At 44.9% G+C, this 18,291-nt stretch carries 17 protein-coding genes and 1 pseudogene; 10 read left to right on the top strand and 8 right to left on the bottom strand.

Translation table 11 applies throughout. From position 1 onward, the window contains the following. Window positions 1–67: 67 nt before the first annotated feature. Window positions 68–439: an iron-sulfur cluster insertion protein ErpA gene (erpA, locus tag FS373_RS12385; RefSeq protein ID WP_144047771.1), complete on the top strand. Its 372-nt coding sequence runs from the start codon at window positions 68–70 to the stop codon at window positions 437–439. Window positions 440–545: 106 nt separating this feature from the next. Here the strand turns inward: erpA and FS373_RS12380 are convergent, their stop codons facing one another. The 6 genes and pseudogenes from FS373_RS12380 to FS373_RS12355 form a co-directional block, all read right to left on the bottom strand. Then, window positions 546–1,004, bottom strand: coding sequence for a hypothetical protein (locus tag FS373_RS12380; protein ID WP_407695673.1), 459 nt, complete (start codon window positions 1,002–1,004; stop codon window positions 546–548). Window positions 1,005–1,101: 97 nt separating this feature from the next. Then, window positions 1,102–1,473: a DUF2750 domain-containing protein gene (locus FS373_RS12375; RefSeq protein ID WP_144047770.1), complete on the bottom strand. Its 372-nt coding sequence runs from the start codon at window positions 1,471–1,473 to the stop codon at window positions 1,102–1,104. A 172-nt stretch (window positions 1,474–1,645) separates the two neighbouring features. Then, window positions 1,646–2,344 carry an aquaporin Z gene (aqpZ, locus tag FS373_RS12370; protein WP_144047769.1) on the bottom strand — a complete coding sequence of 233 codons (699 nt, stop codon included), beginning with the start codon at window positions 2,342–2,344 and terminating at the stop codon, window positions 1,646–1,648. Between the two features lie 361 nt (window positions 2,345–2,705). Further along, window positions 2,706–3,228: pseudogene (locus FS373_RS12365) on the bottom strand (alpha/beta hydrolase family protein); the annotation flags it as partial. Beyond that, a complete protein-coding gene (locus tag FS373_RS12360; RefSeq protein WP_144047768.1) occupies window positions 3,215–4,336 on the bottom strand; it encodes an anhydro-N-acetylmuramic acid kinase in 1,122 nt (373 codons plus the stop codon). The pseudogene FS373_RS12365 and the gene FS373_RS12360, both read right to left, overlap by 14 nt. Window positions 4,337–4,423: 87 nt before the next feature. After that, window positions 4,424–5,854, bottom strand: coding sequence for a peptidoglycan DD-metalloendopeptidase family protein (locus FS373_RS12355; RefSeq protein WP_152829556.1), 1,431 nt, complete (start codon window positions 5,852–5,854; stop codon window positions 4,424–4,426). 136 nt (window positions 5,855–5,990) lie between these two features. On the opposite strand from FS373_RS12355, the gene tyrS reads away from it, so the two are divergent. Continuing rightward, window positions 5,991–7,187, top strand: a complete 1,197-nt coding sequence (gene tyrS, locus FS373_RS12350) for a tyrosine--tRNA ligase (protein WP_144047766.1) — start codon at window positions 5,991–5,993, stop codon at window positions 7,185–7,187. Window positions 7,188–7,293: 106 nt separating this feature from the next. On the opposite strand, the gene FS373_RS12345 is transcribed toward tyrS, so the two are convergent. Then, on the bottom strand, window positions 7,294–9,399 hold the full coding sequence (locus FS373_RS12345) for a pre-peptidase C-terminal domain-containing protein (protein WP_152829555.1): 2,106 nt from the start codon (window positions 9,397–9,399) through the stop codon (window positions 7,294–7,296). A gap of 308 nt (window positions 9,400–9,707) precedes the next feature. Beyond that, window positions 9,708–11,342, bottom strand: coding sequence for a peptide MFS transporter (locus FS373_RS12340; protein WP_152829554.1), 1,635 nt, complete (start codon window positions 11,340–11,342; stop codon window positions 9,708–9,710). Between the two features lie 595 nt (window positions 11,343–11,937). Here FS373_RS12340 and sctI point away from each other — a divergent pair. From sctI to FS373_RS12300, 8 genes are all read left to right on the top strand, one after another. After that, the gene (gene sctI, locus FS373_RS12335) at window positions 11,938–12,186 is read left to right on the top strand and encodes a type III secretion system inner rod subunit SctI (protein ID WP_077752805.1); all 249 of its coding nucleotides are present in this window, start codon (window positions 11,938–11,940) and stop codon (window positions 12,184–12,186) included. After that, a complete protein-coding gene (locus FS373_RS12330) occupies window positions 12,186–12,731 on the top strand; it encodes a type III secretion protein (RefSeq protein ID WP_077752804.1) in 546 nt (181 codons plus the stop codon). Before sctI ends, FS373_RS12330 begins: the two co-directional genes overlap by 1 nt. Then, window positions 12,718–13,209 (top strand): regulator, encoded by a 492-nt coding sequence (locus FS373_RS12325; protein ID WP_077752803.1) that lies wholly within the window; start codon window positions 12,718–12,720, stop codon window positions 13,207–13,209. The genes FS373_RS12330 and FS373_RS12325 overlap by 14 nt, the downstream gene beginning before the upstream one ends. A 30-nt stretch (window positions 13,210–13,239) precedes the next feature. Beyond that, window positions 13,240–13,725, top strand: coding sequence for a tetratricopeptide repeat protein (locus tag FS373_RS12320; RefSeq protein WP_077752802.1), 486 nt, complete (start codon window positions 13,240–13,242; stop codon window positions 13,723–13,725). A 90-nt stretch (window positions 13,726–13,815) separates the two neighbouring features. Then, complete coding sequence (locus tag FS373_RS12315) at window positions 13,816–15,009, top strand: hypothetical protein (RefSeq protein ID WP_077752801.1); 1,194 nt, start codon at window positions 13,816–13,818, stop codon at window positions 15,007–15,009. A 20-nt stretch (window positions 15,010–15,029) separates the two neighbouring features. Then, entirely contained in the window at window positions 15,030–16,202 is a 1,173-nt protein-coding gene (locus FS373_RS12310; protein WP_185976882.1) for a hypothetical protein, read from the top strand. A gap of 154 nt (window positions 16,203–16,356) precedes the next feature. Further along, on the top strand, window positions 16,357–17,394 hold the full coding sequence (locus FS373_RS12305) for a VspD (RefSeq protein WP_322619495.1): 1,038 nt from the start codon (window positions 16,357–16,359) through the stop codon (window positions 17,392–17,394). 14 nt (window positions 17,395–17,408) lie between these two features. After that, window positions 17,409–18,215, top strand: coding sequence for a type III secretion system protein (locus FS373_RS12300; protein WP_152829553.1), 807 nt, complete (start codon window positions 17,409–17,411; stop codon window positions 18,213–18,215). Window positions 18,216–18,291: the final 76 nt, after the last annotated feature.

Raw genomic sequence — 18,291 nt, 5'->3', positions numbered from 1 at the left:
GGTATTACTTGAACAAATTGGTCAGGTATTAGATAATCCCGCACAGTAATTAGATCTAGAGGTACTCATGACTGAACAAACTGCCGAGCAAGCGACTGAAGCTGATGATGCTTTGCCTATCCGATTTACCGATGCGGCTGCCTCAAAGGTAAAAACGCTTCTGGATGAAGAAGAAAATGATGCATTGAAGCTACGTGTCTACGTTACGGGTGGTGGATGTTCTGGTTTTCAGTACGGCTTCACCTTCGATGAGAAGGTTAACGAAGGTGATTTCACCGTCGAGAAGCAGGGAGTCCAGTTAGTCGTCGATCCTATGAGCTTACAGTATCTGGTTGGTGGTGAAGTCGATTACACCTCAGGCCTTGAAGGTTCACGCTTCTTCGTGAAGAACCCTAATGCGACGACAACCTGTGGTTGTGGAGCTAGCTTCTCAGTATAAGCACTTAGCTATATAGAGAGAAAATGATTTTAAAAAAGCCAGTTGCATTGCAACTGGCTTTTTGTTTTCTTTAGAACCTAGAACCTAGAACCTAGAACCTAGAACCTTAACTCATGATGTTCATGCTTATCTTGGTATTGAAATAGGCTTTTACCTTAGGGGTAAAAGCTACCCAGACTTGAACGATAGCAAGCACAATGATGATGCCGAAGATGACGAAGTCGGGTACTTTTGCTTGTAGTTCACCTAGCTTAAAAGTCGAAGGATTTCCGACAAGTAAATTTTCTGGATCATACAGGTAGACAGGCAACATACTGACGAGAGCAAGTTGGAGTACCGTATAACCTTGCAGGAAGTACATAGCCGTTCGCTGGCGCCCAAGTATGGCAATCACCATGATTATGGTTAGTATGCAAAACAGTTCGCCTTGTTTTGCTATGAGACCGCTAATTGAGGCGATCGCAAAGAAAGCGCATAGGGCGGCAAGCCTTTTCGGTAGAGGCTGTTTCACTACAGGTTTAGCAGCTGAATTAGCCTGGGTTTGGAGAGCTTCATTGTTCTCAATTTCACGATTTGTGGCTTCATTTAAGTCGTCGCAATTATCGATTGAAGGATCTGAGGTCTTATTTTTCAAGCTGAATCTCCTGTTAGCAAGGTCTAAATTAGTGACGCTGCTTTGGCGTTAGACGCTGCTCTAACTCATAGGGAGGAATAACGACACCTAGGTCTTCTTGCACCGGGTATACAGCAACCAACAGATCATCATCCTGCATGCCCGGAACCCAACGTTCCAACCATTCAGATACCGGGATTGCGAGTGGAATACAGCTTTCCCAATCATCGACAGCCCAAGATTTAGCCGCCTCTTCGCTAGGCCACAGAGGAATACAATCTTCCTCTTCTGTAGTTAGCATTACGCAGCCGTCATCATCTTGAAGAGTCCATAGTGTCTTTTCAGATTTTACTTGCTCAACAAAGTAGTCGTAGCGAGCTTCTGGAGTCATCTGGCTTGCATCTTTGGCACTTTTACTCATGGTATCTCTCATTTTTTGGGTTTACGCAACGTGGTAGCACGCGTTTATCGGGCGATCATATCATTTCGAAGGGAGGATATAGAGTAGATTTTTATCTGTGGGAGAAAAGAATGGCAAATGAAAAAGTGCACCGACTTGAACGAGTCGAGTACGGCGCACCGATAAATTGTAGTTAGCTTTCTTTTGCGTTGAAAAACTTATAGATAAAGCCAGCTATGATCGCGCCTGCGATAGGGGCAACCCAGAACAACCAAAGTTGAGATATCGCCCAATCACCAACAAATAGCGCGGGTCCTGTACTACGGGCCGGGTTCACTGAGGTGTTTGTGACAGGAATACTGATCAAGTGGATGAGGGTTAACCCAAGTCCTATGGCTATTGGGGCGAAGCCTTGTGGGGCTCTGGCATCGGTTGCTCCTAAGATGATCAATAGGAAGAAGAGGGTCATGACCACTTCTGTTACTAAGGCTGAAGTCATGGTGTAACCACCCGGTGAGTGCTCACCGTAGCCATTCGATGCGAAGCCATCGGCTAAGCTAAAGTCGGCATTTCCGGATGCGATTAGGAATAAAATCCCCGCACCAGCGATACCACCTGCAACTTGAGCGATAATGTAGGGGGCTAAATCTTTTGCCGGGAAGCGTCCGCCAGCCCATAGACCGAACGAAACCGCAGGATTCAGATGGCAACCGGATATATGACCTATGGCGAATGCCATGGTTAGCACAGTGAGACCGAAGGCGAAAGAGACACCTAATAGCCCTATGCCAACATCGGGGAAGCCAGCAGCTATAACTGCGCTACCACAACCACCGAGTACCAGCCAAAGAGTACCGATAAATTCGGCCGCCATTTTTTGAGACATGTTCATTAACAGTTCCTTGTGTTTTACCGCTCATATTCTTTGTTAGCTAAAGCCTTTTAGCCAAGTTATACGCACCTTTAGCCAAAAGATCGGCTAACAAGAGTAGAGCAAAATGAGTTCGACTCTACTCTACGCCTTGATAAATCAATGAGACAGTGAAATTTTTTGTGTTTACAACTTATGTAGCATCAAACGTCTCACATTAAAGCTTAAATGAATTAAAATCACAGTTTCCTTAATGTTTTACTCTGGGCTTCCGGTATGGGATCATATTGATACCCAGTACTTTGGGGAGTTAAAAACTGTTCAACTAAGCAGACAACGCTTTTTCACGCTGTCCGCTTAAGGTTTCTCTGGGGGGCATAGATCAATGAAAGCTAACCGCTATGTCCGGTGCACTGGGCTTATGGCTCACATGTTTATCCAGCCATTGCTCCTGCTCCCACAGCATGTGTAAGATAGACTCTTTTGCCTTATAACTGTGGCTCTCATAGGGGAAGGTCACTAGTCCCCTAAGCCCCTAATCGCTTTAAATAGCCTGGCGGATTGCATTGGGTAAGTACCTGAGTTGGAGTCCATCTCTCCATGCATGATAAGTAGAGGCTCATCAATTTTATCGGCATGGGTAAACGGAGATATCTGCTGATACAGGCTTGGTGCTTCCCAGAAGTTTCTTTTTCATATTGGAAGCCAAACGGTGTTAAGCTGCGGTTATAGGCGCCGCTCCTAGCTATACCAGCGGCGAAAAGATCTGAATGGGCTAGCAGATTCGCCACCATAAATGCACCATAGGAATGACCGCCTATTGCTATTCGCTCTCTATCGGCGATACCCATATCGACTAAAGTGTCTATGGCCGTGGCCGCGGGATTAGTTTTACGCTGCCGGAAATAGAGAGCCTAACACGGCTTCTCGACTCGCGCCGGTTACCGCGGGTAAGTTACCCGGCAATCTAAGATGATGACGCATGGCTAGCCAGGCGAAGGCAATACCCTCGACCCACTGTGGATCTATACCCAGCTCAGATGTGGTGCTCAATTTATACTTAGGCAATAGCTTAGTCAGACGCCGCATCATCTCACCGTTAAACGCGCCGCCACCGCAGACAAATAGCTCTCCACTGTCAGATAATGCCAAGGTGTCATTGGCTATGCTATGGCAGGTTACATCGAGCAGAGTCGACTGGATATCTGCTTCATTAAGGTAACCAAACGCCGCAGTCTGCTGCTCAAGCCAGGCTTGGTTGAACAGCTCGCGTCCAGTGCTTTTGGGGAAGCCCTGAGAGAAGTATGAGTGAGACAGCAGATGCTTGAGCAGCTTCTCATCAGTGGTTCCACTGGCAGCCCAGGCACCGTCCTTGTCGTAGGCTTGTTGTAACGCCTGTTGGCACCAGGCATCTATCAAGGTATTTCCCGGTCCGGTATCGAAGCCTATGACCTGACGGTCAGTAGAAGATTTGTTTGAGGGAAGGAAAGTGATGTTGGAGATGCCGCCTATGTTGAGAATGATCCTCGGCGTGTCTGTTGTAGCAAATATCTCTTGATGAAAGGCTGGCACTAAGGGAGCCCCTTGCCCACCTAAGGCGATGTCTTTACGCCTGAAATCGGCGATAACATCGATACCGGTAGATATCGCTATGGTGTTGGGATCGCCGATTTGCAGGGTGAATCCCATATCGAGATTGGGCATATGTCTGACGGTTTGGCCATGACTGCCAATGGCGATCACTCGTTCTTTTGCAATACCAGCCTTGGCGAGTAGGGCGTTGACGGCCACACCGAATAACTGTCCAACGCTACGATCGAGTTGTCCTAGCAGATTTATTTCGTCATTGCCGGGGAGGCAGAGGCGCTGTAAACCATTTAAGGTATGTTTTGGAATGGCTTCACTATGCTTTGCTACAAGTCTTGGCTGTTGCTTGCTAAAGTCGACCAAGACTGCATCGACACCATCCATGCTGGTACCCGACATCAAGCCAATATAGAAGTCTCTGCTCATTGTTATATTTCCATTTTTTGAACAAGAAACCGGAAGTATCAGTCATTTCCGGGGCTAGGCTAAGGGGGCTTTGTAAACGCGTTAAGCTTATTGTGTTGAGGCTAGCTGGATCTGCTTGTCCTGTTGAAGTTTAGCCATGATCTGCTTACTTAGAGCCAAAAATTTAGACTTTTCTGACTTGGCGATGGGCAATGATTTCGGAAGCTTGACCGTTCTAGGGTTTCTGTGTGAGCCATTGACGATAAATTCATAGTGCAAATGCGCACCTGTGACACGTCCCGTAGAACCAAGGGTGCCGATGATCTGTCCCTGTTTAACCGTCTCTCCCTGTCTTACCTTACGCTTCTTAAGGTGCAAATATTTAGTGGTATAGGTGTCGTTATGTTTGATAAAGACGTAGTTACCATTGTATTGGTTGTAGGCTGACTTAATGACTCGTCCCTTACCCGCGGCTTTAATGGGTGTTCCTACCGCGGCCACATAATCAACTCCTCTATGGGCTCTGACTTGACCTGTGACCGGATGTAAGCGCCTAGGGTTGAAGCTTGAACTCACATATTTGAAATCGACAGGGGAGCGCAGGAAGGCCTTGCGCATACTACGCCCATCTTCCGAGTAATAGTTGCCATCCGTGTAGCGAACTGCGGTGTAGCGATCGCCCTGATTACTAAATTCTGCGGCCAAGATATTACCATTCCTGAGAAATTCACCATCGGCATATTCCTCTTCGAAGATGATGGCAAAGTTATCTCCCCGTCTGATGTCCAGGGCAAAATCGATATCCCAACCGAAAATTGTCGCTAGCTGCATGATCTGGTTTGGGGTTAGCCCTGCGTTCACGCCGGCATTCCAGAAGTTATTGTTAATGGTCGCGCTGGAAAATTTATTGCGACTCTCAACTTTCTTCTTCGATATATGTTCAAAATAGCCCTTGTCATCTCTATCTATGATGAGAGTTGATATGGGGTTGATATGGTAACTCAGCTGTAAAAGTTCACCGGCATCATCTTTCACTATGATGATATCTTCACCCGGCATGATCCTCAGTAAGTTTTTCTTAGCTTTTGGCAGTTGGGTTATCTCATAGACATCCCGCGAGCTTAATCCGGCGCGATTAAATAGGGCCGCTAAGGTATCACCACTCTCTACTCTGAAATTCTTAACGTGTTTCTTTTGGGCCTGTTGACTGTTTAATTCGTCGATGGAGCTCTCAGGTTGAGGCGAGCTGGTGGTATTTGAGTCTGCAAGATGTTGCTGAAGGTTTGATGGTGGCGTTGGTGTGCGAAAAGACAAAGGTGTCTTAAGTTGGACTAACTTATCTGCACTGACATTTGAGCTGACATTAGCATCGCCATTGCCCAGCTCAATCGTGCCGGAAAGCCGCGAGTTGGCATCCTTAGATTCATCGGTATCACCAGAAGGTAAAATAACTATGATTAAGGTCACTAACACTAAGAGACACAAGAGTATTTGATGCACTTTTGGCAGTAATTTTAACAGTGTTATAACCTTTCCCATCGAACATTTCCTGTTGAGCTCAGTCGCAATTTTTTTGCTTATAGTGATCCCCTTAGTGTACACACTTTCAATTGTGCTGGCTAACAAGTAACATGGCTCTTTATTTTTGAATGAGCTCCTAGGAGTAGTTGGCGAGATGGCTGATTTAGACCAAGCATTTGCAGAGATTAAACGCGGTACCGATGAGATATTACTCGAGGCGGATCTGCTGGAAAAATTAAAAGAGGGACGTCCCTTACGTATTAAGCTTGGAGCCGATCCAACCGCGCCGGATATTCATCTTGGTCACACAGTGATCTTAAATAAGATGCGTACTTTTCAGGAGTTAGGTCACGAAGTGATCTTCTTGATCGGTGATTTCACCGGCATGGTAGGCGATCCCAGTGGTAAGAACAGCACTCGTCCTCCACTGACTCGCGAGCAAGTACTCGCTAACGCAGAAACCTATAAGCAGCAAGTCTATAAGATTTTAGACCCAGCTAAGACGCGCATCGAGTTTAACTCGACCTGGTTAGAGCCATTGGGCGCGGCAGGTATGATCCGTCTCGCTTCTAAGCAAACGGTTGCTCGTATGATGGAGCGTGATGACTTTAAGAAGCGTTATGCTTCGGGTCAGTCGATAGCCATTCATGAGTTTATGTATCCTCTGCTACAGGGTTATGACTCGGTAGCCTTGGAAGCCGACGTCGAACTGGGCGGTACCGATCAGAAGTTTAACTTGTTGATGGGACGCGAATTACAGAAATCTGAGGGGCAAAAGCCTCAGACCGTTATCATGATGCCACTTCTTGAAGGCCTGGATGGCGTAAAGAAGATGTCCAAGTCTGCTCATAACTATATCGGTGTGAGCGAGCCTGCTGGTGAGATGTTTGGTAAGATCATGTCTATTTCTGATGTGCTTATGTGGCGTTACTTCGAGCTGTTGTCGTTCCGTCCTCTTGGCGAGATTGAACAGTTCAAGGCCGATATCGAAGCTGGGGCAAATCCTCGTGATATCAAGATAGCCTTAGCGAAAGAGATCATCGCACGTTTCCATGATGAAGCCGCTGCCGAAGCTGCTCATCAGGAGTTCATCAATCGTTTTCAGAAGGGGGCTATCCCGGATGATATCGAAGAGATTGAGCTGAGTGTGGGTGAAGGTATCGCCATCGCCAACTTGCTCAAGGAGTTAGGCTTCGTCAAGTCAACCTCGGACGCCATACGTATGATCAAGCAGGGCGCGGCCAAGATAGACGGCGTAAAGATTGAAGACACACGCCTGCAGTTAACTGCCGGTACGAGCGGTGTCTTCCAGGTGGGTAAACGTAAGTTCGCCAAGGTAACCTTAGTTTAGTGTCTTAATAACTGACGGCTTATCTTTAGTTAACGCCATATAATTAAAAAGGTTTCCGGCTTAGTCGGAAACCTTTTTTCGATCTTGGCTACTGACTATTCCAGATTTAGTTAATATCTAAGCTGACTCCGGAAAAGCTCTGGTAGGCTCGTAAGCCGATATGTAGCTGCTCACCTTGGCTGACGGTGAGTGAGCAGGATTCGTCATTGGCCGATTGATATGGACGACAGTCATAGTCGGTCTGTGATGGTGCCGCCCCTTTCTTGACATAGAGATCAGCATCACCGGTACCGCCTGTAGAGTTGATCACTAGCTGGGTCACACCTTGAGGGACAGTGTAACTAAAACGCAGCCAGTTTTCCTTGTCAGCACTGAGGTTTGTACGGGGGAAATCATCGGGAATATTCGCCTTAATAGTGGCTAGCAGTTCCACATCGGAAAAATCACTGAAGGCAATCAATTTTACATAGACCTTGCCCGGAGTTCCCATCAAAATTCGACATTGTTCATTATTGCCGCCGATATAGGGACGGCAATCATAATCATTTCTGCCCGGCTCTGCCCCTGACTTCACATAGAGATCAGCATCACCTGTGCCGCCAGTGATACTAATCAGGATCTCCCGGTTATTCTCACCTGTGCTGATGAAGTAGCTTAGTTCCTCATCTTTTTTTGCCGTTAGGTTTGAGACGGGAGTATCCGAATATAATTCATTACCTGTGCCACTATCAGTGACGGTTAGCTGCTGACTCCTGGTGTGGTTAAGGCCTTGGTCGTCGGTGACTGTGAGTGTTAGGGTATAGCTGCCTGTAGCGGCATAATGGTGCTGAACCGATACTCCGTTCAGTAGAGTCCCGTCGCCCATGTCCCAAGAGTAGTCGACGATGGCATCATTATCGTCGCTGGAGCCTAGACCATCCAGGTTGCAACTTAAACCGCTGCAAGTGGCGTCAATTTGTGCCACGGGAGGCTGATTCTGAGTCGGTCCGGCATCACCATCGGGTACCACATCTCCGAAGTGAGCCGACACCTGAGGCCATATCTTGTCAATACGTACACCCTGATTCTCACAGCCGCCGAAGTGGTGTAATGCGATGACTTTGTTGGAGCTACGGGCGATGACGGGGGAACCCGACGAGCCACCGGTAGTGTCACAGAAATAACCAGTATCGGAACCCGCTGCCCGGCCATTGGCGCTGGCCAAATCTATCTGGCATAGGCCGCCTGCATTTTGATCACTTTCTATAGCCAGCTCTTTTGGGTTTCCGGCACCGTGTTGGGCGATGTAGATAGTCTCTCCGAGACTAGGAGCCCTAGGTTCAAGGCCAAAGTTGCCAAATTGGGTAATATCGGCAAAGTTATTAACCGTAAATAGGGAATAATCCAGATCATAGTCGGTCTGGAGTAGCTCCCGTCCCGTGATCTTGATGGTGGTGACATTACTCGATCCGCCACAGTTACTGCGCTGATAGTTAAACCATATCTCGGTATTTTCTAGCTTTCCTTGGGTTGAGAGACAATGGTTGTTGGTAAACATATGATTGTCGTTACCTACACGCCAGCCGGTACACAGTCCACTGCCGGCCATTAATAGTCTGGCAACTGGTCGACTGCGTTCATACTCTACCGAGTGAGTAGACTGCCAACAGGCCACGTCACGACGTTCATTGACGCCACAACTGGACTGAGGAGTGATGACATTGATGAGAGATCCGGATTGGTTCTGACCTTCATAAGTTTCACTATGACCGGCATTGAAGCTGTCAATTTTGATACCGTGATGTGACTCCCATATCTGGTCCGCTGGCATGACTAAGGTGATGATGGCGGTATCACCAAATACCGACATGGCTGAGAATTGATTGAGGCCATTCTCTCCTTTATTTCTGTCGAAGGTAGCGCTTTTATGTGCCAGTCCATCGTAGCGATAGCTTTCCTGCCCATCTGGGGTACTCACTGTCACATAGGCCCCCGTTGGCAGGCTGAAGAAACTGAAATGAACCTTGATAAAGGCCGCACCGCTTCGTTTGATACGGATCTCGTTAGGGGGATTTTCTGTTGTGAGTGAATTTATGTTGGGGCTGAGTGAAATGTTTTTTGTGACTGTATCTGCAATGGTAATCGGGGTTAGCTTGGTTTGTTGTGATTTGGCGTCGACTTGAGTTGTGACACATAGACTTGCGGCGAGTACGACTAATATATATTTAAACATGAATATATTTCCTTATATTTCATATTAATAGGCTACCTTTTGAAAACTCCTATTGTCGGAGTCAGGATAGCCAGACTAAAACGTCCCCTGTATTGTGTTGGTCGTAGAAAATTCTAGTACACAGATCTAAACTTGTAAGCCGCCACTTAAGTATTGAATTGGGTCATTGTAGAGTGATATCCATGGCGTAATAATAACTTATTGAATATTAAGTTATTATTCTTATGTTACTCGATTGGTGAAATAAAACTTTCACATAAGCGGGATCACAGCGACTGTTTTGGGAGACGGTAGAGCTTGTGTGCTGATTAGCGAACCCCATGCATGTATTTCTTCAAAATAGGAGAGATGAGTAGCATAAATACCCCAAAGCCTATGCCTGTCCACATTAAGAACTCGAATAGCTGAGTGTATATGGCGGCGGCCTGACTTATGTCCATGCTTTGGGGATCGGAGGTGTCTATGGCGGCCAGTTGGCCTAATCGCATGGCGACGGTTTCTGATAGAGCGGTGGCCAGAAACCAGACCCCCATAGACAGACCGACGACTCGATGGATGGCCAGTTTAGTCACGGCCGACAGGCCTACTGGTGATAGGCAAAGCTCACCTGTGGTATGGAGCAGGTATGCCAGCACCAGCCACCAGAGGCTGATTTGTCCGGCCTCGTTAGGATACGAAGCACCTATGACAAGGGCGCCAAAGCCCAAGCCAGCCTGAATGATACCCAGGCCAAATTTGACCGGAATATTGGGGTTTAACTTATGTTTATCCAGCCAAACCCATAATGCGGCGAAGGGGAGTGCCAGCAGCATTATAAAGCCTGCATTGAGGGAACCAAATTGCCCCGCGGCTATCTCTATGCCCCCCAGGTTTCTGTCTACCACGCGATCGGCGTACAGAGTCATGGAGCCTGCCGCTTGTTCAAACAAGGCCCAAAATACAATGGTTGAGCCGATAAGCACCATCAAGACAACCATCTGGTGCATTTCCTCCTTGGTGCCTCTTAAGACTGCATAGCCAATCAGGCCGACGCCAGAAACCAGTAGTAATATTTGTTGGGCGGCGAAGACCACTGGCTCATGTTGAATTATCAACCAGAACATCGACAAGCTGAGGAGGGCGGCAAGATAGATGAGGTGCTCTCGGCTTAGCATGCCTAGCACCTTTTCACTAAGGCGCTGTGGATTGTCCGGCTCTGCCAAGCCTCTGAGGTATTTCTGTCCCTTGAGGAAGGTAAATAAGCCTATCAACATACCGACTCCGGCAGCGCCGAAACCGTATCCCCAGCCGAAGGTTTCCCCCAGATAGACACAGATTATCGTCGCAGCGAAGGCGCCGATATTAATCCCCATATAAAAGATGGTGAAGCCGGATTCTCGACGAGGGTCGTCTTTATCATAGAGCTGACCGACTATGGTAGAGATATTTGGCTTGAGGAAGCCGACACCCACGACGATCAATGCCAGAGCCAGATAAAAGACATTGAGGGCTGCTAGATCCCGTATCTGGATAGTTTCGGATAGCACTGTGCCAGCGAGTATCACGCTACCATCATTGAGGGTGATATCGGCCAGTAGTTGGCTACCCGCCGAATACTGCATTGCTTGGTGTCCTTCTACCGCCATCAAAAAGTGCCCCATGCACAGGAGAATCCCGCCAAAGATAACCGCCTTGCGCATACCTAAGTATCTATCGGCCAACAGGCCACCTATGACAGGCAGTGAATAGACCAGGCCCGCATAGGAGCCTAATACTTCGAGTCCGGCACCGTCGGAGAACAGATGATATTTAGTCAGATAAAGCAGCAGTAGATACTTCATGCCGTAGAAGGAGAATCGCTCCCACATCTCGGTAGCGAAGCAGACATATAGCCCCTTAGGGTGGCCTAAGAAATCATCATTGAATCCCTGTTCTTCGGTTGGCGAATTTTGAGCTGGGTTCATGAACTTACCTCACAAGCTTTGATATTTGCTTGGTATAAATACTAGTACATAGAGGGGATTAGTATTTTTAACTGAAGTGAAGTAAGTGAAGTAAGTGAAGTAGGGATGACATTGTATTATCTGCTCACCCCGATTGACGCTTGTATAATCCACAATCAAGGTATTCAAATCGATTAGACCTGAACCGCTCAGCATGGCTTGAATAAATTGCAGTTGAGTGAATTGAACATCGAAAGTAAGGGGATACCGCTGCGCCAACCAGAAGTAAACATGCAATACCTGAATTAACGAGGAAAAGTACTTGTTTTAGTGAGCGCTATTATAGAAATTAATGTAAAACTGGCGCGCGAATATGCAGGTTGATTTCGATAATCTGAAATAACAAAATCTCCAAAAAGTCTGAAATAATGTTAAGTGAAATCAATTGTCTACCCTCGGAATTAAATTGCAATGTCACATTAAGTTATTGAAATTAACTTTTAACTTTTCATTTCGTAAGTTTTCACAATGATTCAAGTTTATCCATTTGCTTGCCGATGTTGACTGTCCTAATATCGCCACGGAACTTTTAATAGCTTAGAGAACAGCTTAAGTAATGGCAGATCTTAACGTGCAAGCAATTCAGCCCTCAGTGCTTGAAGATACCTACAACAACATAGGTGAGGGGTTTCAAGAAATCATGGATGATTTACAGAAGATAAATGAAGGTGGAAACACTATTTCTTTACAAGACACTCTGGCCTTACAGCAATCTGTATTTCATTACAGCATGTACCAAGAGACAGTCACAAAAATAGCCTCTAAGTCTGCTACGGCAATTAATGATGTTATGAAGGCGCAGTAATGAAGAGACTGTTCTGGATAGTGCTTTTTATGCTTTGTGGATGTAATGATCAAGGTAATTTAGAGGTGGCAAGTTTCGAATCTGCTGATTTTGCCAATAAGGTTATTGTTTTACTTGGTCGATATCAGGTTTCCGCAACATTATCTGTTACTAAAGAGCATTATCTTGTCTCTGTCAGTAAAGAGAACTTAGTAAAGGCGAGGCAGGTACTAACCAAATTTAATTTTTATTTTGAACGAGAAGATCTAAATGATCTTTTAGAGTCTAAATTTGCCAGTTTAAGTAAGTTAGAAATGGTAAAGGGGAACTTACTTGAAAGTCGAGTCATATACAATAAGTTGAGTGTTATTCCCAACGTATTGCGTACGAGTGTGGTTGTTACTGGGGATAAAACTAAGCGAGTGTCAGTACTTATTTTGAGCTTCGATGAAATTGAACCGAGAAATAAATTGAATATTGAGCGTTTTTTGAATGGACTGGTTTCAGACTTAGATACATTAACTGTAAGTTATTTTTTTCAGAATATCGGAAATGAAGAAATATAAAAAGTTGTACCAAACCTATCTACATTATTTGTTGGTAAAACGTCGACTCAGTGAAGATGAATATCGAGTTCTTACATCTTTGACTGAGAGAGAGGTGAAAATTTGGTTTACACCAAGACGGTCTGATATTTCTAATGCTGCGAGTATTTTAGGCAATATTGTTATGTATCAAACATTAAAATATTACGCCAGTGATAGGTCTTGGCTATTGAGCAAGAAGAGTCTTGAACAGAGGCTATATCTTTGGTCTAACACTCTGGGAATTGGTCTGGATTCTAATCGTACTAGATCTATATGTTTAGAACAGTTAGGACTTATGTTACTGGCGGAACACAATCCACGTCACGCCATTATCTGGTCTATGAGACTCGGTGTGTCACTGCCTGACTCTGCGCTGGTTGTGCGATTTCCTGCCCGGTTGGGGGGATTAATTTCGCAAGTGACCAAGGGTGCCAATATAAATCTTAACGTGGGGTAACATTTTCGACTTAACTTGGATTGAGGAAACATGAAAAAAAAAGCTATAAAACCCGGTGAGGCTTGTGAGGATTTTTTTGAACTGCTTAAGGGTACTGTGATCGAGCAAGATATTGCGATGATGCGTAAGTCAAAGAAAATCACAATAACTCAAATAAAATCAATTTATGAATTAGGTGTGAGCTTCTACAATAACTTCCAATTTAAGGAAGCTGAAATTATATTCTCTGCCTATATTGGCTTGAATCCATATGATCATCGAGGGCCAGGTAGTCTGGCGGCGATTCTTTTAGAGAAAGGCCAGTTTAAAAAAGCATTGGAAATATTGAATATACTGAAAACATTTCCAACTAATGATTTGGATGAGACCATTCTTAATATTTCACTTTGTCATTATAAATTGAAAGAATATACACAGGCAAGTGTCACATTAATAATCGTCAAAGAAAATAATTTAAACGGTTTTTATTTGGACCGGTATGACTACCTTAAAAAACAGTTACATCCATATTTATAATAAGTGGAATGCAACTCAACAAGTTAAAAGTTTGTTTCAGTACTGTGGCTGTTATTAGAATGGTATTTACTTTAATTAGAGGTTCAACAAATGATACCAGTTCACTCATGGTCATTAGCAGGTGTAGATAATGTGGAAAAGGGGAGTTCAAATCAATTAGAGGTTGGAAAGGCTAAATTTGAGGAGAGTAATAAGCTTATTGAATTAGCCACTAAAGAAGAGGTCAATTTAGCTCAGATTCTTCCATTTACTCCAAATGATACGGAACCAACTCAGGTGCTTGCCGCTATTGCTACACATCAAAAGCAGTTAGTAGCAGCCATGGTCAGCCAAAACTCTGAGAGTGCAATAGCATTAGCTTTGGCTGGAAGTATCGAAGCTTATGGTAAACAACTTGAAGTGATACAGGGATGGACAAATGGTGGTGTTGCTATGTTTGAGTCTGCATTGTGGCTGATGCTGGCAGATCTCGAAGAAGGGGGAATACAGCCTGAAGAGCTAGAGGATGTATTCCAGATCGCTTTACTAGAGGTCATGATAAATCCCGAGAAATATGGTCTTACGGATTGGTATGAAAAGAATAAGGAAGATATTAGCCATATTTTGGAGAGTACGGGAAGTGGCAGTCATGGCTTACATGAAGCCAATTATGATACTCCAAAGGAGTTAGCCGATGTTACTCGTAAATTATATGAGGGTATCTTGTCGAACGGCAATATTCCGGAAGGGTCATTACTCGATCAAGCCATGGATGGTCTAGAAGCGGCTGGTGGTGCTAATGAACTGTGTGGACAAATTGAAAATAATTACTATCAAGATTATGGATGGTGGGATAGTGGTGCCAGTGATTTTAGCCCTATGCTGCGCCTCTTTATTCTGAGTGAATCTCTGAGTCAACATTCGACTATGACTCAGGAAGAGGTTGAACTTATTCTGAATGGATCCGTTGCCGATATAGATAATTACATCAATAAAACCTTTGGCCCGGGCTCATTGGGACCGTTGACAACATTATCGTGGTTTTGTGATTCAACCAATTGGCAGTTACAGGAGGGGTATAACTATCCTGGGGGGCATACAAGTCAAGTGGATTGGAAGGGAGATGGCATTAATATTAATGATCTTGTTAGCCTTTATACCAACTTCCCCCAACGAGCACTGACTGATGAAGAATTAAAAGAAGTAAATCGAATAGGCGATCAGGTGAAGATGCTTCAGCAGACCCTTAAATATTGGATTCAAATCTGTCGTGATGAACAAATGGCCATCGCTAGAAATATATAATTATTTGAAGGAGTGTTGCTATGAGTATGTCTGGAGTTTCGATAGCTCAGCCCCTGTGGCAAGTCCAGTCTGGTTTAGACAAATCAGACATAAAGTCAGCGGAGCAAATTGCCACAAATAAAGCGGGTTTGATGCTCGCTAAGGCAGATAAACCTCTTGCCACGTTTGAAGCCGAGCCAGTAGATGTTAGCACCTTGCTTATGGTTGCGGCGCAACAAAAGCAAGTGGTAATGGCTATGGTTAGCCAAAATGCTGAGAGTGCAATAGCGTTAGCTTTGGCTGGAAGTATCGAAGCCTATGGTAAGCAATTAGAGGTTATTCAAGGTTGGACTAATGGTGGCTTGCCTATGTTCGAGAGCGCTATGCGGGTGATGTTTGATGGTTTCATTAAAGATGGAGTCAGTGGTAGTGAACTAGAGGACTTATTTCAATTAGCAATCATGGATTACATCTCACACTCCTCGGAATACGCAGATCTACCTCCTGGTATGGAAGCTAAGATGATGCATTATTTGGAAAGCACAGGATCTGGCTCACATGGGTATCATGAAGGTTGGGACGGAACTCAGTTTGCAAATGAGACAGCTGACATTTTCAATTTTATGTTAGCGAGTGCACCAGATGGGAGCCTATGTCATGACATTTTAACTTATATGAAAGTTGAACAAGGGGCACCAGCGTCCCTGGAACAGCAATATAGGAATAATTTCGATAAGCAAGGTGGTTTTGTTGGTGATGCTAATTATCCAAACAGTGCAGGCCTATCTCCTATGTTACGTATGGCATTGATGGCCGCGTATTTGGACCAGTATCCAGACGTTACACAAGATACCATCGAGATGTTTTTAACGGCGTCAGTGGGTGAATTAGATGCCTACATCATCAATAATACTCCGGGTACTGACTATACAGATGCGATGGACTTTTTATTTAAAAATGATGGTGAAGCGGATAATGAAGGTTGGCGTGAAGTCACTCAAAATGGTCACACTGTGATTGATTGGTTTGGTACCGGGTTGGATGCAGCTTACTTTAAAAATATGTATACCGATTTTCCACCACGTGAACTGACTGACGATGACATAAAGGAAGTTAATCGTATTGGCGATCAGGTAAAGATGATTCAGCAAACTCTTAAGTACTGGATTCAAATCAGTCGTGATGAACAGATGGCCATAGCCCGCAACATCTAAATAGCCCCAGATTTAAGATCTCGGGACAAAATAGAAGGGCATGGTAACGCTGGGGGCCATGCCGCTCGCGTCGCGAGAGTTATGGTGTATCAATAATATGAGTGCACCAATTCCCAGTATTATCACATGAAAGGAAATTAAGATGAGTACATTCATGAGTGCCATTACTGTGCCAAGCATTGTCAGCACAGCCGAAGACCCGAGCCTGAGCGTTCTGCGTCAAAGTAATGAAGCCCAAGCTGAACAACAGCCCAAGCCGAATCAACCGCTACCTGGTAGTGCGGTAGGAGTGTCCAACAGTCAGCTCTGGCGTATGGTGCAAGAGAGTATGAAATTGGCGGCAAGCGCATTTTCAGGTACAGGAAAAGAGAACTCTGAAGCTAAAAAAACGCTGATTGAACTCCAAAAAAACACACAAATTGATTCGCTTAATGAACGAATGGCGCAAATCGAAGAGCAGAAACAAGCCCAAAAAAGTCAGGGGATTTGGGGCAAGATTGCCATGGCATTTGGCTTTCTTGCTGCGATAGTAATGGCACCGTTTAACCCTGTGATGGCTGCAGTGATGATAGGCGTTATGATTGCTGCGATTGTGCTCCCTAAAATCGTCGATAAGATTCTGCAAGCTGCCGGTGTTTCAGAAGAAATTCGAGGATATGTGTCTATGGGGTTGGAGATTGCCATCGGCATTATCGGTATGGTGGTCAGTTTTAATCCAGGGAACTTCCTGGCAAGTGCCAGTAAAGCTGCGGCAAGTGGTGCTGCTAAAGTGGCTAATTTGGTTGATAAAGCTGTTGATGCCCTTAATACATTCAAATCATTTACCACATTATCGACCAAAATTCAAAATACGGTCAATAAGATCATGAAGTTCATTGAGCCATTACTCGATAAACTAAAATCCTTTGCTGTCGGTGGCGAAAAGCTGACAGCTCAAATCGGTCAGGCAAGCTCAGTTGGCTCAAATTTGACTTCTGTTGTGAGTAGTGGCTACGGGATTAAGTCTGCAGATATCACCAAAGATCTTGAAATTGCGCAAGCGGAACAAGAAGAGTTAGCTACTCGAATCCAACAAATATTGATGATGCTTAGTCAAGCGTTGCGGGCAGTGAGTCATGCTTTTGAATCACTATTTAAAGTTAATAGTGACCAGCGTGAATTTAACGACAAGATTATATCAATCAATATGTAAGAGGAAGTAAATTTATGAACTCAATTTCAATAAATGCACAGTCATCTCAATCGATAATGACTGAAGAGACTGCCTCATTTTCTCAGTCTAATCCAGCAGATAAGAAAACATGGAACTCCTATGATAGTTCATTGACGGAGGTCAATAAAGGTACTGTATCAATGAGTGATTTGCTTGCGCTCTTGTCGCAAATTATCGCGTCGTCTAGGGAGATTCGTGCTCAAGTCATGAAAAACCGTATTGGTGAAGCCGTTGCCACATCGGCTCTTGCTACTATGCTAGCACAGGATAAATCTAATGATGCCAAGTTGCGTTTTGGTATTTCCTTAGCGTCATCTGTGGTTAATATGGCGATGACCACGGGAGCTACCGTGCGTATTGGACAAACTAAGACTCTGACAGATAAACATTTATCTAAAATGTCGGGTAATGGGGCGGCAGATACTGGAGGGGTTAAGTTATTAAAAGTGACTGATCTAGAATCAGGCAAAATCACTAACCTTGATAAGTCTCCAAAAGTGTCTGATTTAACGTCGAAAGAACTCAATAAATACACTGCAAGTCTCCAGCAGCAGCGTACCGCTAAATATAACTCTGTCACTCAGATGGGTGGAATGGCCGATGGTATGGTTGGCAATGCTAATGAGATTCAAAATGCTGAACAGGTGAAAGGGCAAGAAGAGTTGCAAGCCAGCAAAGACTTGAAAGAGAAGTTCGATGCACAGCTTGATCAATACATTCAAGATCTGACTGCTGAAGGTGTGAAGTTGAATGAGATCCTTGATGCTGTGGCAAGAGCTAGTCTGGTAACTAACCGATAAAACTAAGGGCAGAGCGAGCTTATCTCGCTCTGATTGACGATGCTGCGACCTATATCCTTGGCTATACCACAACGTA

The organism is Shewanella sp. YLB-07, assembly GCF_009377275.1.
This window is presented reverse-complemented; position numbering and strand designations above follow the sequence as displayed.